The sequence below is a fragment of the Pseudomonas sp. Y39-6 genome (assembly GCF_023651955.1).
In the GTDB taxonomy this organism is placed as follows: domain Bacteria; phylum Pseudomonadota; class Gammaproteobacteria; order Pseudomonadales; family Pseudomonadaceae; genus Aquipseudomonas; species Aquipseudomonas veronii.
The window spans coordinates 3,895,985-3,922,394 of the sequence record NZ_CP069594.1 but is presented as its reverse complement, the minus strand read 5'-3'; the positions used below and the strand labels follow the sequence as shown (position 1 = coordinate 3,922,394).

Annotated in this window: 25 protein-coding genes; 18 read left to right on the top strand and 7 right to left on the bottom strand. The window is 61.0% G+C overall.

Features of this window, described 5'->3' with window-relative positions; all coding sequences use genetic code 11:
* Positions 1-18 precede the first annotated feature (18 nt).
* The gene (locus JN756_RS17685; protein ID WP_079444059.1) at positions 19-1,107 is read left to right on the top strand and encodes a polyamine ABC transporter substrate-binding protein; all 1,089 of its coding nucleotides are present in this window, start codon (positions 19-21) and stop codon (positions 1,105-1,107) included.
* A complete protein-coding gene (locus JN756_RS17680; protein ID WP_201021132.1) occupies positions 1,104-2,399 on the top strand; it encodes an NAD(P)/FAD-dependent oxidoreductase in 1,296 nt (431 codons plus the stop codon). The genes JN756_RS17685 and JN756_RS17680 overlap by 4 nt, the downstream gene beginning before the upstream one ends.
* Before the next feature lie 71 nt (positions 2,400-2,470).
* Here the strand turns inward: JN756_RS17680 and JN756_RS17675 are convergent, their stop codons facing one another.
* Positions 2,471-3,727 carry a hypothetical protein gene (locus JN756_RS17675; RefSeq protein WP_057004695.1) on the bottom strand — a complete coding sequence of 419 codons (1,257 nt, stop codon included), beginning with the start codon at positions 3,725-3,727 and terminating at the stop codon, positions 2,471-2,473.
* Positions 3,728-4,072: 345 nt separating this feature from the next.
* On the opposite strand from JN756_RS17675, the gene JN756_RS17670 reads away from it, so the two are divergent.
* Positions 4,073-4,489, top strand: a complete 417-nt coding sequence (locus tag JN756_RS17670) for an SRPBCC family protein (RefSeq protein WP_057004694.1) — start codon at positions 4,073-4,075, stop codon at positions 4,487-4,489.
* Between the two features lie 80 nt (positions 4,490-4,569).
* On the opposite strand, the gene JN756_RS17665 is transcribed toward JN756_RS17670, so the two are convergent.
* On the bottom strand, positions 4,570-5,961 hold the full coding sequence (locus JN756_RS17665; protein ID WP_079444054.1) for a sensor histidine kinase: 1,392 nt from the start codon (positions 5,959-5,961) through the stop codon (positions 4,570-4,572).
* Entirely contained in the window at positions 5,939-6,622 is a 684-nt protein-coding gene (locus tag JN756_RS17660) for a response regulator transcription factor (protein WP_003219726.1), read from the bottom strand. The genes JN756_RS17665 and JN756_RS17660 overlap by 23 nt, the downstream gene beginning before the upstream one ends.
* Positions 6,623-6,877: 255 nt before the next feature.
* Between JN756_RS17660 and JN756_RS17655 the strand changes: the two genes are divergently transcribed.
* Positions 6,878-7,720: a hypothetical protein gene (locus tag JN756_RS17655; protein WP_057004692.1), complete on the top strand. Its 843-nt coding sequence runs from the start codon at positions 6,878-6,880 to the stop codon at positions 7,718-7,720.
* 132 nt (positions 7,721-7,852) lie between these two features.
* Here JN756_RS17655 and JN756_RS17650 read toward each other — a convergent pair whose 3' ends face one another.
* Entirely contained in the window at positions 7,853-8,773 is a 921-nt protein-coding gene (locus JN756_RS17650; protein WP_108526532.1) for a MurR/RpiR family transcriptional regulator, read from the bottom strand.
* Between the two features lie 284 nt (positions 8,774-9,057).
* Here JN756_RS17650 and JN756_RS17645 point away from each other — a divergent pair, with 284 nt between their 5' ends.
* From JN756_RS17645 to JN756_RS17585, 13 genes are all read left to right on the top strand, one after another.
* A complete protein-coding gene (locus tag JN756_RS17645; RefSeq protein WP_201021131.1) occupies positions 9,058-10,995 on the top strand; it encodes a bifunctional 5-dehydro-2-deoxygluconokinase/5-dehydro-2-deoxyphosphogluconate aldolase in 1,938 nt (645 codons plus the stop codon).
* Positions 10,996-11,158: 163 nt separating this feature from the next.
* On the top strand, positions 11,159-12,052 hold the full coding sequence (gene iolE / locus JN756_RS17640) for a myo-inosose-2 dehydratase (RefSeq protein WP_046489005.1): 894 nt from the start codon (positions 11,159-11,161) through the stop codon (positions 12,050-12,052).
* A complete protein-coding gene (gene iolB, locus JN756_RS17635) occupies positions 12,049-12,837 on the top strand; it encodes a 5-deoxy-glucuronate isomerase (protein WP_201021130.1) in 789 nt (262 codons plus the stop codon). Before iolE ends, iolB begins: the two co-directional genes overlap by 4 nt.
* A 10-nt stretch (positions 12,838-12,847) precedes the next feature.
* The gene (gene iolD / locus JN756_RS17630; protein WP_046383702.1) at positions 12,848-14,779 is read left to right on the top strand and encodes a 3D-(3,5/4)-trihydroxycyclohexane-1,2-dione acylhydrolase (decyclizing); all 1,932 of its coding nucleotides are present in this window, start codon (positions 12,848-12,850) and stop codon (positions 14,777-14,779) included.
* Between the two features lie 19 nt (positions 14,780-14,798).
* The gene (gene iolG, locus JN756_RS17625) at positions 14,799-15,809 is read left to right on the top strand and encodes a bifunctional inositol 2-dehydrogenase/D-chiro-inositol 1-dehydrogenase (RefSeq protein WP_017846557.1); all 1,011 of its coding nucleotides are present in this window, start codon (positions 14,799-14,801) and stop codon (positions 15,807-15,809) included.
* Between the two features lie 810 nt (positions 15,810-16,619).
* The gene (locus tag JN756_RS17620; protein ID WP_057004688.1) at positions 16,620-17,648 is read left to right on the top strand and encodes a Gfo/Idh/MocA family protein; all 1,029 of its coding nucleotides are present in this window, start codon (positions 16,620-16,622) and stop codon (positions 17,646-17,648) included.
* A 128-nt stretch (positions 17,649-17,776) separates the two neighbouring features.
* Positions 17,777-17,956: a hypothetical protein gene (locus JN756_RS17615; RefSeq protein WP_079444050.1), complete on the top strand. Its 180-nt coding sequence runs from the start codon at positions 17,777-17,779 to the stop codon at positions 17,954-17,956.
* Positions 17,957-18,004: 48 nt separating this feature from the next.
* Positions 18,005-18,940, top strand: a complete 936-nt coding sequence (locus tag JN756_RS17610) for a sugar ABC transporter substrate-binding protein (RefSeq protein ID WP_057004687.1) — start codon at positions 18,005-18,007, stop codon at positions 18,938-18,940.
* Between the two features lie 65 nt (positions 18,941-19,005).
* On the top strand, positions 19,006-20,559 hold the full coding sequence (locus JN756_RS17605) for a sugar ABC transporter ATP-binding protein (protein ID WP_057004686.1): 1,554 nt from the start codon (positions 19,006-19,008) through the stop codon (positions 20,557-20,559).
* 54 nt (positions 20,560-20,613) lie between these two features.
* Complete coding sequence (locus JN756_RS17600) at positions 20,614-21,636, top strand: ABC transporter permease (protein WP_017846553.1); 1,023 nt, start codon at positions 20,614-20,616, stop codon at positions 21,634-21,636.
* Positions 21,637-21,980: 344 nt separating this feature from the next.
* Entirely contained in the window at positions 21,981-22,385 is a 405-nt protein-coding gene (locus JN756_RS17595; protein ID WP_010564800.1) for a TraR/DksA family transcriptional regulator, read from the top strand.
* A 138-nt stretch (positions 22,386-22,523) separates the two neighbouring features.
* Positions 22,524-24,164, top strand: coding sequence for a methyl-accepting chemotaxis protein (locus JN756_RS17590; protein ID WP_372812720.1), 1,641 nt, complete (start codon positions 22,524-22,526; stop codon positions 24,162-24,164).
* Between the two features lie 115 nt (positions 24,165-24,279).
* Complete coding sequence (locus tag JN756_RS17585) at positions 24,280-24,483, top strand: hypothetical protein (protein WP_017846551.1); 204 nt, start codon at positions 24,280-24,282, stop codon at positions 24,481-24,483.
* Positions 24,484-24,489: 6 nt separating this feature from the next.
* Here JN756_RS17585 and JN756_RS17580 read toward each other — a convergent pair whose 3' ends face one another.
* From JN756_RS17580 to JN756_RS17570, 3 genes are all read right to left on the bottom strand, one after another.
* Positions 24,490-24,726 carry a DUF2789 domain-containing protein gene (locus tag JN756_RS17580; RefSeq protein ID WP_017846550.1) on the bottom strand — a complete coding sequence of 79 codons (237 nt, stop codon included), beginning with the start codon at positions 24,724-24,726 and terminating at the stop codon, positions 24,490-24,492.
* A gap of 71 nt (positions 24,727-24,797) precedes the next feature.
* Positions 24,798-25,028: a hypothetical protein gene (locus JN756_RS17575; RefSeq protein ID WP_017846549.1), complete on the bottom strand. Its 231-nt coding sequence runs from the start codon at positions 25,026-25,028 to the stop codon at positions 24,798-24,800.
* Between the two features lie 110 nt (positions 25,029-25,138).
* On the bottom strand, positions 25,139-25,414 hold the full coding sequence (locus JN756_RS17570) for a hypothetical protein (RefSeq protein ID WP_081610137.1): 276 nt from the start codon (positions 25,412-25,414) through the stop codon (positions 25,139-25,141).
* Between the two features lie 414 nt (positions 25,415-25,828).
* Between JN756_RS17570 and JN756_RS17565 the strand changes: the two genes are divergently transcribed.
* Positions 25,829-26,278, top strand: coding sequence for a hypothetical protein (locus JN756_RS17565; protein WP_017846547.1), 450 nt, complete (start codon positions 25,829-25,831; stop codon positions 26,276-26,278).
* Positions 26,279-26,410 lie beyond the last annotated feature (132 nt).

The following is a 26,410-nucleotide window of genomic DNA, read 5'->3' as shown; positions in this document are numbered from 1 at the left end:
TCATAAAGGGGTGTCGATATGCGTCTGATGAAAAAACTTCTCCCGCTGGCCCTGGTGGCAGCATTCAGCAGCGCCGCGCAGGCGGAGCCGACGGTCAGTGTCTACAACTGGACCGACTACATCGGCGAAACCACCTTGGCCGACTTCCAGGCCAAGACGGGGATCAAGGTGATCTACGACGTGTTCGACTCCAACGAAACCCTGGAGGGCAAGCTGCTGGCGGGGCGCACCGGGTATGACGTGGTGGTGCCGTCCAACCACTTCCTGGCGCGCCAGGTCAAGGCCGGCGCGTTCCTCAAGCTCGACCGCGCGCAGTTGCCCAATTTCAAGAACCTCGACCCCAAGCTGCTCAAGCTGCTGGAGAAAAACGACCCGGGCAACGCGCACTCGGTGCCGTACCTGTGGGGCACCAACGGCATCGGCTACAACGTCGACAAGGTCAAGCAGGTGCTCGGCATCGACCATATCGATTCGTGGGCGGTGCTGTTCGAGCCGGAGAACCTCAAGAAGCTCAACCAGTGCGGCGTGGCCTTCCTCGACTCGGCGGATGAGTTGTTCCCGGCGATCCTCAACTACATGGGCAAGGACCCGCGCAGCGAGAACCCTGAAGACTACAAACAGGCGCAAGCCAAGCTGTTGACGTTGCGGCCTTACATCACCTACTTCCATTCCTCCAAGTACATCTCGGATTTGGCCAACGGCGATATCTGCGTGGCGTTCGGTTATTCCGGCGACGTGTTCCAGGCCGCCAACCGCGCCAAGGAAGCCAAGAACGGGGTGAACATTGCCTATTCGATTCCCAAGGAAGGCTCCAACCTGTGGTTTGACCTGCTGGCGATCCCCGCCGATGCGAGCAACCCGAAAGCAGCCCACGCGTTTATCAACTACCTGCTCGACCCTGAAGTCATCGCCAAAGTCAGCGCCTCGGTCGGCTATGCCAACGCCAACCCGGCAGCCAATGCCTTCATGGACCCGGAACTGGTGAACAACCCTGAGGTGTACCCGTCCCAGGCCGTGCTCGACAAACTCTATATTTCCACCACGCCGACCCCGGCGACCATGCGCCTGATGACCCGCGCCTGGAGCAAAGTGAAGACCGACAAATGATCCAATCGAACGACCACGCCCGGTCCTATTACCGGGCCTCGGCCAATGCCATGCCCGAGCGTCCGGCCTTGGCCGCCGACTTGAGCGCGGATGTGTGTGTGATCGGCGGTGGGTTCACCGGGGTCAATACCGCCATCGAACTGGCCCAGCGCGGGCTGTCGGTGATCCTGCTGGAGGCGCGGCGCATCGGTTGGGGCGCCAGCGGGCGCAACGGCGGGCAATTGATTCGCGGCATCGGCCACGACGTGTCGGGCTTTGCCAAGTATGTGGGCGAGGAGGGCGTGCGTTATCTGGAGCGGGCCGGGATTGATTCGGTCACGTTGGTGGGTGAACGCGTTCGCACGCAGGGTATCGACTGCGACCTGCGCTGGGGCTTTTGCGAACTGGCCAATACCGCGGCGCAGTTCGCCGCGTTCAAGGGCGAGCAGGAGCGCCTATTGGCGCAGGGCTACAACCATGAGGTCCGTGTGGTAGGTCCGCAGGATATGCACCAGGTCGTCGGCTCGCAGGTCTATGCCGGCGGCCTGGTGGACATGGGGTCCGGGCACCTGCACCCATTGAATCTGGTGTTGGGCGAGGCGCGGGTCGCCGAGTCCCTGGGGGTGCGGATTTTCGAGCACACCCCAGCGTTGGAACTGCTCCACGGCGACACCGTGCAGGTACGCTGCGCCGGCGGTACGGTGCGCGCGGCCAATCTGGTGCTGGCCTGCAACGCGCACCTGGAGGAACTGGAGCCGCGCTTGAGCGGCAAGGTACTGCCTGCCGGCAGCTACATCATCGCCACCGAACCGTTAACGGAAGGGCTGGCCGAGCAATTGATCCCGCAGAACCTGGCGCTGTGCGACCAGAAAGTCGGCTTGGACTACTACCGACTGACCGCCGACCGACGCCTGTTGTTCGGCGGCGCCTGCCATTATTCGGGGCGTGATCCGCAGGACATCGCCGCGTATATGCAACCGAAGATGCTCACGGTATTCCCGCAACTGGCCAATACCGCGATCGAGTTCCAGTGGGGCGGCAAGATCGGCATCACCGCCAATCGCTTTCCCCAGGTCGGGCGGCTAAAACAGTACCCGAACGTGTTGTATGCCCAGGGCTATTCCGGCCATGGGCTGAACGTGAGCCATTGGTGTGCGCGGCTGCTGGCTGAAGCCATCCATGCCGGGCACAGCCAGGGCCTGGAGGTGTTCAGCCAGGTGCCGCACATGACCTTTCCGGGCGGCAAGGTCTTGCGCTCGCCGTTGTTGGCGTTGGGGATGCTGTGGTATCGGTTGCGGGAGACCCTGCAGTGATGAGCTGCCGCCGCATGGGGGCGGTTGGATTGAGCCGCACCTAAGGCTGCAAGGAAAACCGCTTTTCCTCGTCATGGCAAGGTTGCGCCTACGGCCCTGTAGTTGAGCGTGGAATCGGTTGCTGTGCCATACACGATCGCCCCGGAGCGCGTAATGCCCTCCAGCCGGCTCATCCGTCCGTCCAAAAGAGGGTTGATCTCCACGGTGCCGTTGACGCCGTCCCAGTAGGCGCCGCTGGGGTATTGGTTGGCATCGAAACTGTTCAAGGCGACGGTGTCGTTATCCGCCAAACCCACCGCGTTGGTCTGGGCGCTGCCAGGCAGCGGCTGGATCGACTGCACGCTGAACGAGTTGGTGGGGTCTGGCCAAAAGAGTGCTTTCTCGAAACCCGACGGGTCCCTGCCATACGCGAGTATATGCCCGGGGTTGTTGATCGACACCGCGTAATTCTGCGCATTGAGGGGCATGGTCAGCAGCAGGGGCGCGCTGCTGGGTGTTCCCCAGAATGCCGTTTGCGGCACATCGCCGGTAGCGCCGCTGAACACGCAGGTACCGACCACCTGAAGCTGATCGTTCATGCCCACCGCCCAGCAATAGCTGGCGCCGGAGGGGCTGGCCAGCGCGGTCAACACGTAGCTGCTGCCGTTCCAGGTGGCGACGGTGGGTTTGGGCGTGGCATTGGCCCCCGGACAGTTCATGACGACACTGGGATAGCCGTTGATCAAGGTGTTGTTCACGTCGATCCCGGCACAGTTGTCGCCATAGTTGGAAACGCGTTGGGGCGTGGCATTGCCCGGGGTATACAGCACCACGGTTGCCTGTAACGTGGCGCTGATGCTTTGAGCCAGGGCCGCGCCTAGCAGGTTCAGGGCGGTGGGCACGGTCTGGACATCGGCGGGTCGCAGCAGGGGAAACAGCAAGGTGCCAGGCAAGGGGGCCGTCGCCGTCGGCAGGCCACTGGGCGTCGCTGCATTCCAGAATACGGCAAAACTGAGATTGGCGGCGTTGGCGCAACTTCCCAGCATCCAGCCACTGTTAGCGATTGCCTCGACGCTGCACGGTTGCCCGTTCACCAGCGGCGGCAAGACCTGTTGAGGGCCGCTCAGCGATGCGGCGTACCAAGGATTGCTGTTGGCGCTGACCGTAGCGGATGAACAATTGCCCACGGCTTGTGCGCTATCGTTGACGCTACTGGTTGAACATTGCGCCCCGGCCGCACTGCCCGAGTCGACGTATGTGGCGGCACTGGCGGTTACACCATAGCCGTACAGCAGCGAGGCGCCGAGCAGTGTCAGCGCAGTGATCGAGGTTTTGAAATAACGCGGCATGATGAGTCCCTCCCTGGAGTGTTTACCTGTCGGTGCCGTATGGACAGGCGCCGTTGCGTACCAGTAAACGCTGGAGATGGGGGCGTTACAACTGTCATTTCTAACAGGTACAGAACGAGTGGCTGTGCGTTAGCATCGGTGTTTTTGCGCCCTGCGGGCCGTCCAGGCACGCAGATGATTTCAGTGGTCCGGTACGGCATGGCGTCAATCTCGAGCATCCATCGCGCCACGAATAGGGGGTGAAGTGACGAATCGGCTGGCGTACATTGTTCAACCCCGGTCGCCAGCAACTGTCGGTGCGACAGATCTGGCGATCTGAATTGTTTATTGTCTGGAGTATTGATTGTGCCTACAGCTTCTTCTGTCATTGAAGTTCCGGTTTCGGCCGATCAGGTGTGGCAATTGGTCGGCGGTTTTGACGCGCTGCCGGACTGGCTGCCATTGATCGTCGAGAGCAAGCCGGGCGACGGCGGGCGCCTGCGTCACCTGAAGACCGCCGATGGCGGCGTGGTGGTGGAGCGCTTGCAGACCTTTGATAACGTGGCCCGCACTTACAGCTACAGCATCGAGGAGTCGCCGTTTCCGGTGAGTGCCTACCTGGCGACGTTGCGGGTCGAAGCCCTGACGGAGTCGTCGGCGAAGGTGACGTGGTCGGGCGTGTTCACCCCGGTGCCGGGCACCACCGACGAGGCGGTGGAGGCTTTGTTTGCCGGCGTGTACCGCGGTGGGCTTGAGGCGCTGCGCGCCAACTTCCCGGCTTGACCTGATCGATCGGGCAACCGACACCCAATGTGGGAGGGAGCAAGCCCCCTCCCACCGTTTCGATCGGTGTCGTGTCTGGTTTATTTGGGCATCAGTTGCTGGCGACACTCCAGCACCAACCGCGCACCGCCGCGTTGGCTGGTGCCGACGTCCAGCTTGAAACCGTGCAGATTGATGATCGCCGCGACAATCGACAAGCCCAGCCCAAACCCACCTTGCTGGTCGCTTTCATCCACGCGATAGAACCGCTGGAACACCGCCTTGCGTTCCGCTGTTGGGATGCCGGGGCCGGAGTCGTGGACTTCGATACGCGTGCTGCCCGCATCGTTGACCGCGCGCAAAATCACTTCGCCGCCCGCTGGGGTGAACTTGATCGAGTTGCTCAGCAGGTTGGCCAGGGCCTCGAACAGCAAGGCCCGGTCGCCGGTGATCCAGGGCAGGGATGGCGGGGTGTCGAGCACCAGTTGCAGTTCGCCTTCCTCGGCCAGGGGCAGGTAGAAGTCGTGCAGTTCGCGCAGCAGCGGCAGTGGGTCCATCACCAGAAAGCCCGAGCGGCGTTGGTGGTCTTCCAGTTCCGAGATCCGCAACAACCCGCGAAAGCGCGCCATCAGCGTGTCGGTTTCCGCGATGGCGTCGTCCAGCTGCACCGCGTGGGCCGAGTCGTGTTCGGCTTGTTGCTTGATGCGATAGAGCTGCGCGCGCAAGCGGGTGAGCGGGGTGCGCAGGTCGTGGGCGATGTTGTCGCACACGCCTTTGACCTCGTTCATCAGCTTCTCGATGCGGTCGAGCATGGCGTTGACGATGGCGGCGAGCATGTCCAGTTCGTCACGCCGGTTCGACAGCGGCAGGCGATGGGTGAGGTCGCCGGCGACGATGGCCTCGGCGCTGGCCTGGATCCCGCGAATCCGTCGCAATGGGCGGCGGCGCAGCAAATGCCAGCCGGCGGCGCCGGGGATGATGGTCAGCGACACCGCCCACAGCAGCGCGTGCCAGATGATCCGGGTTACGCCGAACAGCGAACCGTTGGCGCGCACCAGCACCAGCCAGCGGCCATCGGCGGTGTGGGTGACCACGGCGTCGCAGCTGTCTTTGGGCAGTTTCGGGTCGTCGGAGTCGACGCAATTGGCCAGGGCGTGGATCTTGCCGTCCAGGGGCAAGTCGGGCGGTATCGCCTGGATCGGTCCGTTCAATGGGCGAAATTGCTCATCGAACAGGCCATAGGCGTCCACGCCCTTCATGTCGAAGGTCATGCTGGTGGTCAGGGCTTCCAACAGTTCTTCGCCGTCGAACCGCTGGAACAGGTGCTGGCGCTGCATCAGCGAATGGCGCGAGAGGTCGCTGAGGTAACCGGACACCTCGTAATACAGCACCCCCATGAGGATGCAGCTCCAAGCCACGAACAGCGAACTGTACAGCGCCAGCAAGCGGCTGCTGGAGGAACGCCAGCCCTTAGAGGGGTTCAGCAATGACATACCCGGAACCTCGTACCGTGCGGATCAGCGGCGTGAGGCCAGGTGGATCGATCTTCTTGCGCAGGCGACCGATGTGGACATCGATCAGGTTGGTCCCGGGGTCGAAGTGATAACCCCAGACTTCCTCGAAGATCATCATCCGCGACAGGATCTGCCCGGTGTTGCGCATCAGGAATTCCAGCAGTTTGTATTCGGTGGGCAGCAGGCTCAGCGGCTGCTCGGCGCGGCTGGCTTCACGGCTGATCAGGTTCAGCTCAAGGTCGGCCACGCGCAGCGCGGTTTCGAATTCCTTGACCGTGCTTTTGCGCCGCAGCAGCACTTCAACGCGGGCGGCCATTTCATCGGAGGCGAACGGCTTGGTCAGGTAGTCATCCCCACCGGCGCGCAGGCCGCGCACCCGCTCGTCGACATCGGAGAGCGCGCTGATCATCAGGATTGGCGTCGACACGCCGATGGTGCGCAGGGTGGTGACGATGGCCAGGCCATCGAGTTCCGGCAACATACGGTCGAGGGTGATCAGATCGTAATCACCACTCACGGCGCGGACCAGGCCTTCGCGGCCGTTGTCCACCCAATCAACATCCAGTCCATGGCTACTCAGCTCGGCGACGATCTCGCGGGCCGTTACGGCGTCATCCTCAATGGTCAAAATGCGGGTCATAGGATTACCTGGTGAGCGATTCACACTAGAAGTGTGGGCATTTTGCCAAGAAATGGCTGAACGCTTCCTAAATAAAACTTCATGTTGGCAAAACTGACACAGTTTTCATAAACACCGCCTGGCGCGCCAGCCCCCGTAGGTCGGTTATTTATCGTTATTAAAACCGTGGTTTTTAAACCTGTGAGATTTGACAGTTTACGCCCTCGCTCGAAGCAAATAGCGTGAGTCGACCAATCATGTTCAAGGGGCGTAGCCATGAACCAGACAACAGGAAGTTTTACCGCCAAGATCAATAACCCTCAGGTCAGTCCTCCCGAGCATTCCTTTCAAGGGGACGCCGATCAGATGATGATGTATTTCCTGGATAACAAGTTGTACATCAGTGCGACCGAAAAAATCGGCCCCGATATCAACGAGCGGCTCGGCTTCGATTTTGTTGTTTCGGACGTCCTGGACGATGGCGAGGAGCGAACGTATTCCCTTGGAAGTCAGGCCACGGGCACTTATTGGGCGCACGAAAACCTCGGCAGTGCACCCTACGTAGCGTTCACAGGGAGTCTCAGTCTGTCCCTTGACTCACAGGACCGGCTGGTCGGCACGTTCAGTTTTTCGGCCAAGCATGGCAGCAAGGACGTTGAAATCACGCAGGGCGTGATTAACCTGATCGGCTTGAGTTCGCGAATGTGCACACCGCAGATCACCGGCACCGGCTATATGCGCGGGTCAGTACCCGGCGGGCCGATGCCGGCGCCTGAGTTCGACGCGACGGAAGTGAGTCTCAGGAAGGTTGTAAGCACGTTTACTTACTGGCAGGTAATCGGTCGCCAATATGACGATCTTTCACGGGTTCAGAATCTGGTGCTGATTGTGGTGAGAGAAGAGGCGAAGGGTATGGCGTTTGACCTGGCCACCAGCAAGGAAGTGCAAGTTCAATTTGGCCGAATCAACTCTTTCGGTTTTGCCCATTCCATCAGTGGCAGCCTTGAATTTACTGCCTTGCCTGAGACCGGGCGTACAGTGGGCAGTGTGGATTGCATGGTGCAGAGGAACGAGGAGACGCCGTTTGCGGTGAGGGTGAATTTTGATATTTCCGAGTAGGTTTGAGGCTTGATCAAGCCCAAGTCGTCAGTCCCCTTGTGCAATGACCGGCCTGCGCCCGGGGACGCGGCGCTCGGGCGTCATCGTTAACGCTCTGCGCGAACAAGCCCGCGCCTGCAGATCCCTGGCGAGTCAGTCGTCGAAGCCCACCTGCTCATGAATCTCATCCACCTTCAACTCCAGGCGATACGCCACCGCAATGAACAGCGCCTGGCACAGGCACAACGTGGCGCTCAACGAACGGAAGGCAAACGACGAGCCTTCATTGACCAACAGCACTGCGTTCGCGCGCTTGGCCAGGGGCGACAGGTTGCTGTCAGTAATGATCAGGGTCTTGGCCTGGTGGTGCTGGGCGATACGCAGGCAGTGCTGGGTCTCTTTGCCGTAGGGCGTGAAGCTGATGGCGATCACCAGGTCATTGGCGCGCACGCTGCGCATCTGCTCGCGGTAGCTGCCGCCCAGGCCTGAGATCAGGTGGATGCGCTTGTTGGTGTGCTGCAGGTTGTAGACCAGGTAATCGGCCACCGCAAACGAACGGCGCACGCCAACCACGTAGATGTTGTCGGCGTTGACCACCAGGTCGACGGCTTTTTCGAACGCCGCGTCATCCAGTTCCAGGCCCAGGCGCTCGATGCCCGAAAGCGTGGCATTGACACACTCGCGCGCCAGGTCGCCGCCGCTGGCCTTCTGCGACTTGTTGGCGATCATGCTGCGGATGCGCTGCTGATAGTTCTGCACCGGCGTGGTCTTGTGGGTGTACGCCTCGCGAAACAGCGCCTGCATCTCACTGAACCCGCTGAAGCCGAAACGCTGGGAGAACCGCACGATGGCCGACGGATGCACTTCGCATTCGCGGGCGATGTCGCTGATGCGGTCGACCATGATCCGGTCGCTCTGCTGGCTCATGTAGCTGGCGATGCGCTTGAGCTGGCGTGGCAGGCTTTCGTATTCGTCGGTGATCAGCTGCAACAGGCGTTCGGCATTGATCGCAGGGCTGGCGAGAGTGTCGTGGGAAGCGGTCTCGGGCGTGGCCGGCTGATCGGTGCGGGACATGGGCAATCCTTCTGGCGGGTTCATCTGGTGCGCTGATAGTGGGCGCAAGTCTACAGGGTAGGCGCAAAAAAATACCCCAGCATGCGCCAGCGAATGGACGGCTGAAACGATGCACTGTCGCTGGCGTGCCCCTATGCTGACGTATTGGAAAAAATATTCTACCAAAAATAATTATGGAATAAATATTGATTGGGCTCGCTGAACGTTCTAGTCTGCTCCCACCAAGAGCGTGTGCCGTCGCCACGGCGGCACAACGCAGGCTGATAAAAATAACAGGAGCCAGCATGGGCCAGACTCGTTTTGCCAGTGGGCGTCAATTGGATCTGATTTGCCTCGGGCGCCTGGGCGTCGACCTCTATGCGCAGCAAGTCGGTGCGCGGCTTGAGGATGTGTCCAGCTTTGCCAAGTACCTCGGCGGTTCTTCCGCCAACATTGCCTTCGGCACCGCGCGCCTGGGCCTCAAGTCGGCGATGTTGAGCCGGGTAGGGGACGACCATATGGGCCGGTTCCTGACGGAATCCCTGGCCCGTGAAGGCTGCGATGTCAGCGGCATCAAGGTTGACCCGCAACGCCTTACCGCGCTGGTGCTGCTGGGCCTCAAGGACCGCGAAACCTTCCCCCTGGTGTTCTACCGCGAAAACTGCGCCGACATGGCCCTGCGCGCCGAAGACATCAGCGAAGCCTTTATCGCCTCGAGCAAGGCCCTGCTGATCACCGGCACGCATTTCTCCACCGACGCTGTGTACAAGGCCAGCGTCCAGGCCCTGGATTACGCGGCCAAACACAACGTCCAGCGCGTGCTCGACATCGACTACCGCCCGGTGCTGTGGGGCCTGGCGGGCAAGGCCGATGGCGAAACCCGGTTTGTCGCCGACCAGAGCGTCAGCCAGCACGTGCAGAGTATCCTGCCGCGCTTCGATCTGATCGTCGGTACTGAAGAAGAGTTCCTGATCGCCGGCGGCAGTGAAGATTTGCTCGGCGCCCTGCGCACCGTCCGTGAACTGACCCCGGCGACCCTGGTGGTCAAGCTCGGCCCGCAGGGCTGCACGGTGATCCACGGCGCGATCCCGGCCCGTTTGGAAGAGGGTGCGATCTACCCCGGCGTGCGCGTTGAAGTGCTTAACGTGCTGGGCGCCGGCGATGCGTTCATGGCGGGCTTTCTCAGCGGCTGGCTGAACGATGCCAGCGACGCGCGATGCAGCCAGTTGGCCAATGCCTGCGGCGGCCTGGTGGTGTCGCGCCACGCCTGCGCACCGGCCATGCCGACGCCGGCCGAACTGGATTACCTGTTCAACAGCCCGGTGCCGATCACCCGTCCCGATCAAGACGTGACCCTGCAGCGCCTGCATCGGGTCACGGTGCCACGCAAGGCCTGGAAGCAACTGTTCGTGTTCGCCTTCGACCACCGCTGGCAATTGGTCGACCTGGCGCAACGCGGCGGCCAGGACCCGAGCCGCATCAGCACGATCAAGCAGCTGTTTATCCAGGCCGTCGAACGCGTGGAGAAGACGCTGCGCGGGCAGGGCATCGAGGCCGATGTCGGTTTGCTCGCCGACCAGCGCTTCGGCCAGGACGCACTCAACGCCGCCAGCGGTCGCGGCTGGTGGATCGCACGCCCGGTGGAGGTGCAGAACTCGCGGCCCCTGGCGTTCGAACACGGCCGCTCGATCGGCAGCAACCTGATCGCCTGGCCCCAGGAGCAAATCATCAAATGCCTGGTGCAATACCACCCCGATGACGAACCGCTGCTGCGTCTGGAACAGGAAGCGCAACTCAAGGCGGTGTACGAGGCTTCGCTGGTCAGCGGGCATGAACTGTTGCTGGAAGTCATCCCGCCCAAGGATCACCCCTCGACCTACCCCGATGTGCTCTACCGCAGCCTCAAGCGCCTGTACAACCTGGGGATCTACCCGGCGTGGTGGAAAATCGAGGCACAGTCGGCCGAGGACTGGACAAAACTCGACGAACTGATCGAGGAACGCGACCCGTACTGCCGCGGTGTGGTGCTGCTGGGCCTGAATGCCTCGGCCGAGTGCCTGGCCGAGGGCTTCCGCCAAGCCAGCCAGAGTCGCACCTGCCGTGGTTTTGCCGTGGGACGCACGATTTTCCAGGAGCCGAGTCGCGCGTGGATGGCGGGGGAGATTGATGACGAGACCCTGATCCGCCAAGTCCGGGCCACTTTCGAGCAATTGATCAGTGCCTGGTGCAGTGCCAGAGGCTGAACGCAGTTCTTAATTTGAAATGTAATCCAATGTGGGAGGGAGCTTGCTCCCGATGGCGGTGGTGCAGTTACAGAAGTGTTGCCTGACACACTGCCATCGGGAGCAAGCTCCCTCCCACATAATGCAGATCTCAGTGATACCTGAAAATAATAAAGGTGCAGCCATGCCCGCAATCCGAATTGGCATCAACCCGATCTCCTGGAGCAACGACGACCTGCCGGCCCTGGGCGGCGAAACGCCCCTGAGCACGGCGTTGAGCGAAGGCAAGCAGATCGGCTACGAGGGTTTTGAACTCAACGGCAAATTCCCCAAGGACGCCAAGGGCGTCGCCGATGTGTTGCGCCCCTACGACCTGGCGCTGGTCTCCGGTTGGTACTCCAGCCGTCTGGCCCAGCGGTCGGTGGCGGAGGAAATCGAAGCCATCGCCGCTCACGTCGAGTTGCTCAAACACAATGGCGCCACGGTGTTGGTCTACGGCGAAGTGGCCGATTCGATCCAGGGCTCCCGCATCCGCCTGATCGAACGCCCGCGTTTCCACAGTGAGCAGGCCTGGCAGGACTACGCCGACAAGCTCACCGAGCTGGCGCGCTTTACTCTGTCCCAGGGCGTGCGCCTGGCCTACCACCACCATATGGGCGCCTATGTCGAATCGCCGGAGGACATTGATCAACTGATGCGCCGCACCGGCCCCGAAGTCGGCCTGCTGTTCGATTCGGGCCATTGCTACATGGGTGGCGGTGAACCCCTCGACGTACTGCGCAAGCACATCGACCGCGTGTGCCATGTGCATTTCAAGGACGTGCGCAAAGCGGTGGTGCAACTGGCGCGCAACCAGATGTGGAGCTTCCCCGACTGCATCGTCAACGGCACCTTCACCGTGCCGGGTGACGGCGATATCGACTTTGCCGCGTTGCTCGACGTGCTGCTGGCCGCGCATTACCGAGGCTGGCTGGTGGTCGAAGCCGAGCAGGACCCGGCTGTCGCGCCGAGCTATATCTATGCGAAAAAAGGTTACGACACCTTGCGTGCGCTGCTGAACGAGAGGACGGGGCAATGAGCTTGCTGGTCAAGAGCAATAAGCGCGGGCAAACCATGGTCGCCCTCGAAGCGGGCCGCCTGGACTATGTCGGCTTTGCCGCCTACCGCCTGAGCCTGGGCGAAACCCTGCCAGTCGCCGCCGGCGATCAGGAGCTGTGCCTGGTGCTGCTCAGCGGCCGGGTGACGATCGAAGGCGAGGGGTTCAACTGGCAGAACCTCGGCGATCGTCAGTCGGTGTTTGAAGACAAATCGCCCTTTGCCGCTTACCTGCCGCCGGGCACCGACGCCCAGGTGACGGCATTGAGCGACGTGCAGCTCGCGGTCTGCGCCGCGCCTGGCGCGACGGGTTTCGCGCCGCGCTTGATCCGCCCCGAACAGTGCAAGCGCAGCGTGCGCGGCAAAGGCGCCAACACCCGTTACGTGTGCGACATCCTGCCCGACAGCGAGCCCGCCCACTCCCTGCTGGTGGTGGAAGTCCGCACGCCGTCCGGGCATTCGTCGAGCTACCCGCCGCACAAGCACGACACCGACGACCTGCCGCACCAGAGCTTTCTCGAAGAGACCTATTACCACCAGGTCAACCCGCCCCAGGGCTTCGTGTTCCAGCGGGTGTACACCGACGATCGCAGCATCGATGAGGCCATGGCCGTGGAAAACAGCGACCTGGTGGTGGTGCCCAAGGGGTACCACCCGGTGAGCGTGCCGTATGGCTACGAGTCCTACTACCTCAACGTAATGGCCGGCCCCAAGCGCGCCTGGCATTTTCATAACGACCCGCAGCACAGCTGGCTGCTGGACCTTTAAGGGGCGCGACATGACCACCACTCGTTTGACCATGGCCCAGGCCCTGGTGAAATTTCTGGATAACCAATACATCGAAGTCGATGGTGTGCAGAGCAAGTTCGTGGCCGGGGTGTTCACGATTTTCGGCCACGGCAACGTGCTCGGTCTGGGCCAGGCGCTGGAGCAGGACAGCGGCGACCTGGTGGTGCATCAGGGCCGCAACGAGCAAGGCATGGCCCACGCCGCCATCGGGTTTGCCAAACAGCACCTGCGCCGCAAGATCTACGCGTGTACCGCATCGGTCGGCCCGGGGGCGGCGAATATGCTGACCGCTGCCGCGACTGCCACGGCCAACCGCATTCCGTTGCTGCTATTGCCTGGCGATGTCTACGCCAGCCGCCAGCCCGACCCGGTGCTGCAACAGATCGAGCAGTTCCATGACCTGAGCATCAGCACCAACGACGCCTTCCGTTCGGTGAGCAAATACTGGGACCGCATCAACCGCCCCGAGCAATTGATGAGCGCGGCGATCCACGCCATGCGCGTGCTCACCGACCCGGCCGAAACCGGTGCCGTCACCCTGGCGCTGCCGCAGGACGTGCAAGCCGAGGCCTGGGATTACCCGGATTACTTCCTGCAAAAACGTGTCCATCGCCTCGACCGGCGCCCGCCCACCGAGGCGATGATCGGCGATGCTGTGGCGGCCTTCGAGGGCAAGCGCAAGCCGTTGATCATCTGCGGCGGCGGGGTCAAGTACTCCGGGGCGAATGCGGCCCTGCAGGCATTTGCCGAACGCTTCGAGATGCCCTTCGCCGAAACCCAGGCGGGCAAGAGCGCGGTGCTGTCCAGCCATCCGCTGAACGTCGGCGGGATCGGCGAAACCGGCTGCCTGGCCGCGAACCTGTTGGCCGCCGAGGCCGACCTGATCATCGGGATCGGCACGCGCTACACCGATTTCACCACGTCGTCGAAGTCGTTGTTCAAGCACGCCGAGGTGCGGTTCCTCAACCTCAACATCAGCCCCGGCGATGCGTTGAAACTCGATGGCGTGCAAGTGCTGGCGGATGCACGAGTCGCCCTTGAGGCATTGGCCGCAGCGCTGGGCGATTATCGCGCCGGTTGGGGCGAGCAGGTGCGCGATGCCAGGGCGCAACTGGATGCTGAAGTCGACCGGGTGCATCAGTTGGAATACGCCGGTGACGACTTCGTCCCCGAGGTCGACGACCACCTCGACCGCGGCGTGCTGCGCGAATTTATCGAGCTGACCGGTTCGTGCCTGACCCAAAGCCGGGTCCTCGGCGTGCTCAACCAGGCGCTGGCCGACGACGCGATCATCGTCGCCGCCGCCGGCAGCCTGCCCGGCGACCTGCAGCGCAGCTGGCGCAGCAAGGGCGTCAACACTTACCACGTCGAGTACGGTTATTCGTGCATGGGCTACGAGATCAACGCCGCCCTCGGCGTGAAACTCGCCGAGCCGACGCGCGAGGTCTATGCGCTGGTCGGCGATGGCTCCTACATGATGCTGCACTCGGAGCTGGCCACCTCGATCCAGGAGCGCCGCAAGATCAACGTGGTGCTGCTGGACAACATGGCTTTCGGTTGCATCAACAACCTGCAGATCGGCAACGGCATGGACAGCTTCGGCACCGAGTTCCGCTACCGCAACCCCGAGAGCGGCAAGCTCGACGGCGGCCTGGTGCCGGTGGATTTCGCCATGAGTGCGGCGGCCTACGGTTGCAAGACTTACAAGGTCAGCAGCGTCGAACAGCTCGAAGCGGCGCTGGCCGATGCGCGCACGCAAACGGTGTCGACGCTGATCGATATCAAGGTGCTGCCCAAGACCATGATCCACGGCTACCTGTCGTGGTGGCGGGTGGGTGTGGCGCAGGTCTCCACCAGCGAACGCACCAACGCGGCGGCGAAAAAACTCAATGAACAGCTGGCCAAGGCCCGGCAGTACTAATAACAAGAGGAGTGAATGTATGTCGTTGAAGCTGGGTGTTATCGGTACGGGCGCTATCGGCCGGGACCATATTCGTCGTTGCAGCCAGACCTTGCTCAACAGCCAGGTGGTGGCGGTGACCGACATCGACCTGGAGCAGGCCGCCAAGGTGGTGGCGGATCTGAAACTGGACGCCGAGGTGTATCCGGACGGCCATGCGCTGATCCGTTCGCCTCAGGTCGAAGCCATTCTTGTCACTTCCTGGGGCCCGAGCCATGAGGCATTCGTGCTCGCCGCCATCGAGGCGGGCAAACCGGTGTTCTGCGAAAAACCCCTGGCGGTCACCGCCGAAGGCTGTCGCAGGATCGTCGAGGCCGAAGTGGCGCACGGCAAGCGCCTGGTGCAAGTGGGCTTCATGCGCCCCTATGACGAAGGTTATCGCGCCCTCAAAGCGGTGATCGACAGCGGCCGGATCGGCGAGCCGCTGATGCTGCACTGCGCGCACCGTAACCCGCGGGTGGGCGAGAACTACAAGACCGACATGGCGATCACCGACACCCTGATCCACGAGCTGGATGTGTTGCGTTGGCTGCTCGACGACGACTATGTGTCGGTGCAAGTGGTGTTCCCGCGCAAGACCAGCAAGGCCCTGGCCCATCTGCGCGATCCGCAGATCGTGCTGCTGGAAACCGCCAAGGGCACGCGCATCGATGTGGAAGTGTTTGTGAACTGCCAGTACGGCTACGACATTCAGTGCGAAGTGGTGGGGGAGACCGGTATCGCCAAGCTGCCGGAGCCGTCGCAGGTGCAATTGCGCAGCGAAGCCAAGCTGTCCAATGCGATTCTGATGGACTGGAAAGACCGCTTTATCGGCGCCTATGACGTCGAGTTGCAGGCGTTCATCGACAGCGTGCGCGCCGGGCAAGTGGGCGGGCCGTCGGCGTGGGATGGGTTTGCAGCGGCGGTCGCGGCGGATGCATGTATTGAAGCGCAGGGCAGTGGGCAAATTGTCCAAGTCAGCCTGCCTGAGCGTCCGCGCTTCTACGGCTGACACTCGGTCAATGTGGGAGGGGGCTTGCCCCCGATAGCAGTGGGTCAGCTAATGAATCTGGATCTGATCCACCGCCATCGGGGGCAAGCCCCCTCCCACAGTTGGATTGGGTGTGCACTTCAATGAAGGAGTGAATGTATGCGAATTGGACTGGTCGGCTATGGCCACGGAGGGCGCTTCTTTCATGCGCCACTGACTGCAACCCTGCCTTCTGTGGCTAACACTCGGTCAATGTGGGAGGGGGCTTGCCCCCTCCCACAGTTGGATTGGGTGTGCACTTCAATAAAGGAGTGAATGTATGCGAATTGGACTGGTCGGCTATGGCCACGGAGGGCGCTTCTTTCATGCGCCACTGGCTGCAACCCTGTCTTCTACGGCTAACACGCGGTCAATGTGGGAGGGGTGTGCACTTCAATGAAGGAGTGAATGTATGCGAATTGGACTGGTCGGCTATGGCCACGGAGGGCGCTTCTTTCATGCGCCACTGACTGCAGCCCTGCCTTCTGCGGCTGACACTCGGTCAATGTGGGAGGGGGCTTGCCCCCCCCACAGTTGGATTGGGTGTGCACTTCAATAAAGGAGTGAATGTATGCGAATCGGACTGGTCGGCTATGGCCACGGAGGGCGCTTCTTTCATGCGCCACTGACTGCAACCCTGCCTTCTACGGCTAACACGCGGTCAATGTGGGAGGGGGCTTGCCCCCGATAGCAGTGGGTCAGCTAATGAATCTGGATCTGGTCCACCGCCATCGGGGGCAAGCCCCCTCCCACAGTTGGATTGGGTGTGCACTTCAATGAAGGAGTGAATGTATGCGAATTGGACTGGTCGGCTATGGCCACGGAGGGCGCTTCTTTCATGCGCCACTGATTGCAACCCTGCCCGGCGCTACTTTTGTTGGTGTGGTGACTCGTTCACCCGAGCGCCGTCAGCAATTGAGCACTGATCTTCCAGGGGTTAAAGCCTTTGACAGCATCGGCCAGATCGTCGAGGCCGGCGTTGACGCCCTGGTGATTTCCACCACGCTTAAAGGTCGCCCGGCGCTGGTGCTGGAGGCTATCGAGCACGGCGTCGCCGTGGTCAGCGATAAACCTTTCGCCGCCAACGCCGAGCAGGCCCGGGTGCTGATCACCGCGGCTGAACGCCAGGGCGTGTTGCTCAGCGTCTACCAGAACCGGCGCTGGGATTCGGATTTCCTGACCTTGCGCAAACTGATCGACGCCGGCGCCCTCGGCGCTGTCACCCGGTTTGAATCCCGCGTCGAGCGTTTCAGCCCGCAATCGGTGGGCAATGCCAGCGGCGGCGGCTGGCTGCGCGACCTGGGCAGCCATCTGGTGGATCAGGCGCTGCAACTGTTCGGCCCGGTGGATCGGGTTTTCGCGCAACTGCACTACAGCGCCGAACACCCCAGCATCGACCACGGCTTCTTTGTCTCCCTGACCCACGCCAACGGGGTGATTTCCCACCTGTGGGGCAACGCCTTGCAGAACAGCCCGGCACCGCGCTTGCGGGTCAGCGGCACCCTGGGTTGCTACACCGTCGACGGGTTGGACGGTCAGGAAGACGCACTGATGGCCGGCAAGTCGCCCAAAACCGAGGGCGAGCACTGGGGGGCCGAGGAGCACCGCCGCTGGGGCTGGTTCGAACAAGGCCCCGAGCGCGAGCGTGTGCCGTCGGAAAAAGGCTGCTGGACCCAGTTCTATCGCCAGTGGCAGGCCGCCGTGCAAGGGCAGGGGCCGCTGCCGGTGGACGCCTACGAGGCGCTGGAAACCACAAGGATATTGGACGCCGCACGCCTGAGCGCCGAGCGCCAGCAGGTGGTTTCGACAAAAATAGAATAAAATTCTAAAATAGGTTGATATAGAAATTATTTTCCAATAAAGTCTTTTCCAGGTTGCATAAAGTACGTTCCGGACTCGATCCCGACGACTCAACAAAAACAAGATCAAAAACAACCAGGTACCGTCAGATGAAAATCTTCAACGCTGTACTGCGAGTTTTACGCCCAGCTCTTGCGCCACGCGGTCTGCCCCGCACCCGGCCGTTTTACTTCTCCTTCCTCAACGTGCTGTGCGTCGAAAACCAAGGCGCCCTGGTGTGCTGCATTCCGGGAGCACCGCTCGTCCGCCTGCCGTCATCCTCGCTCTGAAAAACGCAACGTCCAAAAAACCAACAAGAAAGTGGAGACAGACCGTTCATGAAGACCCCGATCCGTTTTACCGCGCTGGCGTTGTCCCTGCTGCTGGCCAGCGGTTTTGCCATGGCTGCCGATCTGAAGATCGGCGTGAGCATGTCGCAGTTCGATGACACCTACCTGACCAATGTGCGTGAATTCATGGACAAGCAAGCCAAGGCCTACCCCAAGGGCGATGGCGTGCAACTGCAGTTCGAAGACGCGCGCGCCGACGTGGTCAAGCAATTGAGCCAGGTCGAGAACTTCATCAGCCAGAAGGTCGACGCGATCATCGTCAACCCGGTGGACACGGCGTCCACGGCGCGGATCAGCAAGTCAGCGCTCGAAGCGGGTATTCCGCTGGTCTATGTCAACCGCCGACCTGACCAGAAAGACCTGCCCAAAGGCGTGGCGGCCGTGACCTCCGATGATGAAGAGGCCGGCAGGCTGCAAATGCAGTACATCGCCGAAAAACTGGGGGGCAAGGGCAAGGTGGTGATCCTGCTCGGTGACCTGGCGAACAACTCCACCACCAACCGGACCAAGGGCATCAAAGAAGTCCTGGCCAAGTACCCGCAGATCAAGATCGAGCAGGAACAGACCGGCATCTGGCTGCGTGACCGCGGGATGACCCTGGTCAACGACTGGTTGACCCAGGGCCGCGAATTCAATGCCGTGCTGGCCAACAACGATGAAATGGCGATTGGCGCGGCCATGGCGTTGAAATCGGCCGGCACCAAGCCGGGCAGCGTCTTGATTGCGGGGGTCGACGGCACGCCGGACGGCTTGAATGCGATCACCAAGGGCGAAATGACCGTGTCGGTGTTCCAGGATGCCAAGGGCCAGGCAGTCGGCTCGGTGGAGGCGGCGCGCAAGATGGCGAAGAAGGAAGCGATCGAGCAGAACATTGTCATCCCGTTCAAGCTGATCACCCCGGACAACGTCAAAGACTTCAAGTAGCCCTTACATCACAACAATAAGCCGGCAGGGCGGTCGTGCCCGCCCTGTCGATGGAGTACCGCCCTATGCTTGCTCAAGCCACTGTCTCGCAGCCGCCCGGTATCCAGCCGTCGCTGCTGGAAGAACCGTACCTGCTGGAAATCCTCAACATCAGCAAAGGCTTTCCCGGTGTGGTGGCCCTGGCCGATGTACAACTGCGTGTGCGCCCAGGCTCGGTGCTGGCGCTGATGGGCGAGAACGGCGCGGGCAAGTCGACCCTGATGAAAATCATCGCCGGCATCTACCAGCCCGACGCCGGGGAAATCCGCCTGCGCGGCAAGCCGATTGTGTTTGAGACGCCGCTGGCCGCGCAAAAGGCCGGGATCGCGATGATCCACCAGGAACTCAACCTGATGCCGCACATGAGTATCGCCGAGAATATCTGGATCGGCCGCGAGCAGCTCAACAGCCTGCGCATGGTCAACCACCGCGAAATGCACCGCTGCACCGCCCAATTGCTCGCCCGCCTGCGCATCAACCTCGACCCCGAGGAGCAGGTGGGCAACCTGAGCATCGCCGAGCGGCAGATGGTCGAGATTGCCAAGGCGGTGTCCTACGATTCCGACATCCTGATCATGGATGAGCCGACGTCCGCCATCACCGAGAAGGAAGTCGCCCACCTGTTTTCGATCATTGCCGACCTCAAGGCCCAGGGCAAAGGCATCGTCTACATCACGCACAAGATGAATGAAGTGTTCGCCATCGCCGATGAAGTGGCGGTGTTTCGCGACGGCCAGTACATCGGCCTGCAGCGCGCCGACAGCATGAACAGCGACAGCCTGATCTCGATGATGGTCGGCCGTGAACTGAGCCAGTTGTTCCCGGTGCGCGAAACGCCCATCGGTGAGTTGCTGTTGTCGGTGCGCGACCTGGGCCTGGACGGCGTGTTCAACAACGTCTCGTTCGACCTGCATGCCGGCGAGATCCTCGGCATCGCCGGGCTGATGGGCTCGGGCCGCACCAACGTGGCGGAAACCCTTTTCGGCATCAGCCCAAGCACTCGCGGGCAGATAACCCTCGATGGCAAGGCGCTGCGTATCACCGACCCGCACATGGCCATCGACAAAGGCTTTGCGCTGTTGACCGAAGACCGCAAGCTCAGCGGGCTGTTCCCGTGCCTGTCGGTCCTGGAAAACATGGAAATGGCCGTGTTGCCGCATTACTCGGGCAACGGGTTTATCCAGCAGAAAGCCCTGCGTGCGCTGTGCGAAGACATGTGCAAGAAGCTGCGGGTGAAAACCCCGTCCCTGGAGCAATGCATCGACACCTTGTCCGGCGGCAATCAGCAGAAAGCCCTGCTGGCGCGCTGGCTGATGACCAACCCGCGCCTGCTGATCCTCGACGAACCGACCCGTGGCATCGATGTCGGCGCCAAGGCCGAGATCTACCGTTTGATTGCATTCCTCGCCAGCGAGGGCATGGCGGTGATCATGATTTCCTCGGAGCTGCCTGAAGTGCTGGGTATGAGCGACCGGGTGATGGTGATGCATGAAGGCGAACTGATGGGCACCCTGGACCGTGCAGACGCGACCCAGGAAAAAGTCATGCAGCTGGCCTCCGGTATGACCGCGGTCCACTGACAGCCGCGCGGGCCTGCGGTTGGCCTGCGCCATAGAATAAAAAGGTGATTGGCTATGAACGCAATAACAGACAACAAGCCTGCCACGGCAGCGGTCAAGCACCGTCGGCGCTTGCCCACCGAGCTGAGCATCTTCCTGGTGCTGATCGGCATCGGCCTGGTGTTTGAGCTGTTTGGCTGGATCGTGCGAGACCAGAGCTTCCTGATGAACTCCCAGCGTCTGGTGCTGATGATCCTGCAAGTGTCGATCATCGGCCTGCTGGCCATCGGTGTGACCCAGGTGATCATCACCACCGGGATCGACTTGTCTTCCGGCTCGGTCTTGGCGTTATCGGCGATGATCGCTGCCAGTCTTGCGCAAACATCTGATTTTTCCCGTGCGGTGTTTCCGTCCCTGACCGACCTGCCGGTGTGGATTCCGGTGGTGGCGGGGCTCGGCGTGGGGCTGCTGGCGGGCGCGATCAACGGCAGTATTATCGCGGTGACCGGTATCCCGCCGTTTATCGCAACGCTGGGGATGATGGTGTCGGCCCGTGGCCTGGCGCGTTACTACACCGAAGGCCAGCCAGTGAGCATGCTCTCGGATTCCTACACGGCCATCGGGCATGGCGCGATGCCGGTGATCATCTTTCTGGTGGTGGCGGTGATCTTCCATATCGCCCTGCGCTACACCAAGTACGGTAAGTACACCTACGCCATCGGCGGCAATATGCAGGCGGCGCGCACCTCGGGGATCAACGTCAAGCGCCACCTGATCATCGTCTACAGCATCGCCGGGCTCCTGGCGGGCCTGGCCGGTGTGGTGGCCTCGGCGCGTGCCGCCACCGGCCAGGCCGGCATGGGCATGTCCTACGAACTGGATGCGATTGCCGCCGCGGTGATCGGCGGCACCAGCCTGGCCGGCGGAGTAGGGCGCATCACCGGCACCGTGATCGGCGCGCTGATCCTTGGGGTGATGGCCAGCGGGTTTACCTTTGTCGGGGTCGACGCGTATATCCAGGACATCATCAAGGGCCTGATTATCGTGGCGGCGGTGGTGATCGACCAATATCGCAACAAGCGCAAGCTAAAACGCTGACGCAGTGCAAAATGTGGGAGGGGCCTGCCCCCTCCCACATTCAGGCCTGTATTCGTCAGATCCAACCGTTTGTCTTCTATATAGCTCCACAACACTGAATTTCTTGCTATAAACGCACTCCGATGACCATTCGCCAAGCCCGTCCTGGTGCCTTTGGGGGTTATCTTGGAAAAAATGCCTGTCTTTTCAGTTGCTGCGCCCTCAAGTCGGCCTTAGACTGCCGCCCCTCGTAAATTGAGTGCCGGGTGGCGCTTGGAATGGATGGCGCCTTTCCGAGACCTGCAGAGGTTGACCGGAACGCTCCCTTATTCGCCTTAATGCACGTATTTTTTATAGAGAAATCAATGACAAAGGAAAAGTTGCTGGCCATGCCGGCGGATGACTACATGAATGCCGAACAGCACGCTTTTTTCGAGCAGTTGCTGCAAGACATGAAAGTGGAACACCACGAGCGCATTGAACAGAACCGCATCGCCATTGAGAGCCTGGACACCCCGGCCGACCCGGCGGATGCCGCCTCCGTGGAAGAAGAGCGCACCTGGTTGGTGAATGCCATTGATCGCGACCAGCGCATGCTGCCGCAACTGGAGCGCGCACTGGAGCGCATCAAGGAAGATTCCTTTGGCTGGTGCGATGACAGCGGCGAGCCTATCGGCCTCAAGCGCCTGCTGATCAGCCCGACCACCAAGTACTGCATCGAAGCGCAAGAGCGCCACGAGCAGATCGACAAGCACCAGCGTCAAGCCTGATGCGCTGAAGCTGGGGGGCGAGTACTGCGCTCCCCAGGGAAAATATCCGTTACGCCCGCTATATTGATCTGTTGCAAGCTCCCCCACTAAAGGCCCATAGATAATGGCCCGATAGTGGCGTTTAATGCAGAGACAATAATGACAAGCAGTGGGGTGACGAAGATGGCTGGAGACGGATCTCTGATGGGCGCAGCAGTGCCACCGCACGCGGTGGTGCGCGGGTTGCCCGGCTGGCTGACGCCGCTTTTGCAGAGCACCGCCGTGGTGCTGGTCCTGCTCGGCCTTGCGTTTGCCAGCCTGCCGATTTATCTCTGCCTGACACTGGCCTTGCTGGTGATCTGGCTGCCCCGTCTGAAAAAACGCACGCCCAGCGCGGCGCCGTCCGAAGCGGTCGATGCGATTGGCGACTTGACCCGCGACCTGTCCTATACCACCAGCCATAACGCATTGTCGGCGGCCGGCGTGGCCTATTCGGTCAAGCAACTGGCTGCGCGCCTGCAGTCGCAGTTGAGCGCTGCCCAGCAGATCGTCAACAGCGCCGAAGTGATGATCGGCACCGAACAAGTCACCTCCCAACTCAGTCACCAGGCGCTGGGCGCCGCCAGCCAGGCGCATCAGCGCAGTACCGAGGGCCGCGAAGTGCTGGCCCAGTCGATCACCCGCATGCACCAACTCAGCCAGCGCGCGAATGCCAGCCGCGAGATGATTGAAGCCCTGAGCCAGCGCAGCGAGGAAATCCAGCGGGTGACCCTGGTGATCCAGTCCATCGCCAGCCAGACCAACCTGCTGGCCTTGAACGCCGCCATCGAAGCCGCGCGTGCCGGCGAGCATGGGCGCGGGTTTGCCGTGGTGGCCGATGAAGTCCGTGGGCTGGCCGGCCGTACCGCTACCGCCACCGAGGAAGTCGGGGTGATGGTGGCCGATATCCAGCAACGCACCGGCCAGGTGGTGGAGCAGATTCGCCAACTGTCGGCGGACCTGCACACCGGCGTGGAGCAGGTGGAGCACGCCGGTGAGCAACTGCAGAACATCGCCAGCCTGGCCGCGGATGTCGAAGGGCAGGTCAACGAAATCGCCCAAGGCACCGAGACCAATCGGGCGCAACTCGACAGCCTGTTCCATGCCGTGGAGCAAATGCGCAGCGACCTGACGGTGAGCGACGAGCAAACCCGTCAACTGGCCGATGCCGCCGTGCAAATGGAAGGGCAGGCCGAAACCATCAGCGAACGCCTGGCCGCCGTCGGGCTGGATGACTATCACCAGCGCGTCTACGACCTCGCCCGCGAAGGCGCGAGCCGCATCGCCGAACAGTTCGAGGCTGATGTACTGCAAAACCGCGTCAGCCTGGAGGATCTGTTCGACCGCAACTACGCGGCGATCCCCAACACCCACCCCAGCAAGTACCACACGCGTTTTGACAGCTACACCGATCAGGTTTTGCCGGCGATTCAAGAGGCGCTGCTGCCGCGACACGAAGGTTTGGTATTTGCCATCGCCTGTACGCAACAGGGGTATGTGCCGACACACAACAAGGCGTTTTCCCAACCCTTGACCGGCGATGTACAGGTGGATGCGTTACAGAATCGCACCAAGCGCAAGTTCGACGACCGTACCGGGATTCGCTGTGGCAGCCATCAGCAAGCGGTACTGTTGCAGACCTACACCCGCGATACCGGTGAGTTGATGCACGACTTGTCGGTGCCGATCATGGTCAAGGGCCGGCATTGGGGCGGGTTGCGCCTGGGCTATAAACCCGAAGGCACGAAGGCCAGGCACTAGAGATTGTTGCTGTTTGCGCAATAGAGCTATCCAGGGGATAGCTTTTTCTGAGGGTAGGAAAAACGTAGCATGGCCGCCGTTGTTAGTTAGCTAACGATTGTTGCGGAGAAGCTCCATGCAAAACAAAGTCGATGTCGCTGTGATGATTGGCAGTGGCGTACCCGAAACCCTGCGTGCGCTGGGTCAGAAGGCTTGTTGGGTCGTGCTGCTCAACGGTGAGCAGCGTGGCACCGTCTTCGCCAGCCGTGATGAAGCCGAGGAGTGCAGGGCCGCCTGGCAAGCACTGTTGCGCATGGAACAGTCAGACAGCCTGCATTGAGGGGTGTTATTGCGCTTGGTGCAGACGCTGGTTCAGTTCATCCACGGCCATCGCCCATTCAGCGTCTTCCCGAAGTTCTTCCTTGAGAAACTGAGCCTGCTGGGGCGTCCAGAAGGGCGCGTCGATCAGCTTGACGTCGTCGGCCAAAGGATGGGCAGCGATAAACGCGTCGATGTCCTTCGGGGTGGAATCCAGGCCCAGTTGATCAAACAGGGTTTCAAGGGTTGGTACTGGCGCATCCATATCGTTCTCCATGCCGGTTTTGGGGGGGTATGCATCGGAGGCTTGTCGCGCAGTAGAGTTCTATCGGATTCTCAGGAGGTCAACGCCCCTGAGTCCACCGCTGTCTTGAGGGCCCTGGCGGCTTCTTTTGCCGCGACGGCGGCGGCGTCCGCGGTCTTGAACCAACGATCTTTTTCCACTTGGTGCATTGTGATCGTGGTCAAGGGGGGCTTGGCACGCATTACGATAACTGCTTGGAATTCTCCGTCTACTTCCTTGGCTTCGCCATGGATAAAAAATTCGCCAATATCAAATTCCGTCACGTATAACCTTCCCTTCAAGGTAACTGCACTGATGAAACCTGACCCGCACGGGGCAAACTTCAATGGACGGGCCAGTATGGCAGTTGTTGAGGGGCGACGGCGCGGTAAAGTCATCCAGGTGACGAAACGATCCCGCCGTGCGGGGCGTGCAGGGCGGCCTCGAGGGTTTTTGCCAGTTCGCAGGCGCGGATATGGTTGCTGCGAAAGCCTTTGATCCTGCCGCTGGTGACTTCCAGAATATGAAAGAAGTTGCGTCCGGCCGGTACAACTTGATAAAGCACGGAGTTTGAGTACCCATCATGGCTGTGCAAGCAGTAGTATTGGCGCTCGTCTTGATAGGATGAGTGAGTGCTGGAAGACGTAGCGTTGTGTTGACGTCGTTGCATGGTCAGTTCCTGTCGATCGATCTGGTTGGCCCGCCAGCAGCGGAACGGGTGGTTTTGACCCGTGTTGCTGTTTTAATATTGTCGTCGGCAATCGGTTCTCGGTTCCATTCCAGATGTTTTGTTTTGTGCAGGTTGTCGGAAACTGCGCTTTTTAATTGGGTTATTCTCTGAAGCTGGTCGACCCGTCTTCTCGGGCTGTTAAACCTGTGATTTGCTGTGAAGATCGATGGCCTGCATAAGGCTCGTCGTGTATGCCTGTATTAGTCTTATGGCACCGCAGGGGCGTTTTTTCAGGGTTTTTAATCAATGCGTTGTGTCAGCGTGCCGGTATGGCCGCTTTTTTGTGCTGCCCGTTTCGGCGGACAGTGCTTTTTTTGATCTGGGGGCGTTTCCTTGGCAGTCAGTAATCTGGATATGCACGCGTTATTCGTGCTGGGTGATTTGCGCGCAAAGTTGGTCAAGCAGTTTCAATCCCGTTTTGTTTACATCACTGAACAGACACCGGAAGGCATCTATATCGCCGAGATCGATACTGAATCGGCATTGGTCGTGGATGACAAACAACGCCTTGAACTCAAGGTCGGTGATCATTTTCGTGCCGCGGTATTGCCCAGTCGCGAAGGTGGCAAGTTTGAATTGAAGTTCCGCGATATCAAGTTGACGGTGTATGGCTTGGGCGACTATGCCTTTGTTTCCTCGGCCGAAGGCCAGGGCATTGTGTTCAAGGAAGGTCACAGCGTGATGCTGGTGTTTGCCGCCAACGAACAATTGCAGGAAGGCTTGACCAAAACCCTCAAGGCCGTGACCGGCAAGGCCGCCAAGTGGCGCAAGGGTGAACTGGTGACCTTCAAGGCCAGCGAATAACCCGCTCGTACAGCAAACAGCCTTTATCTCCCGGAACCTCTACTACAGTTGAGTTGACTTAACTATTCAGAGGCTTCGCGCAGTGGCGGCCAAGCCGTCCGTTATTGCAGCGAACACGTGAGGTGCAAAGGC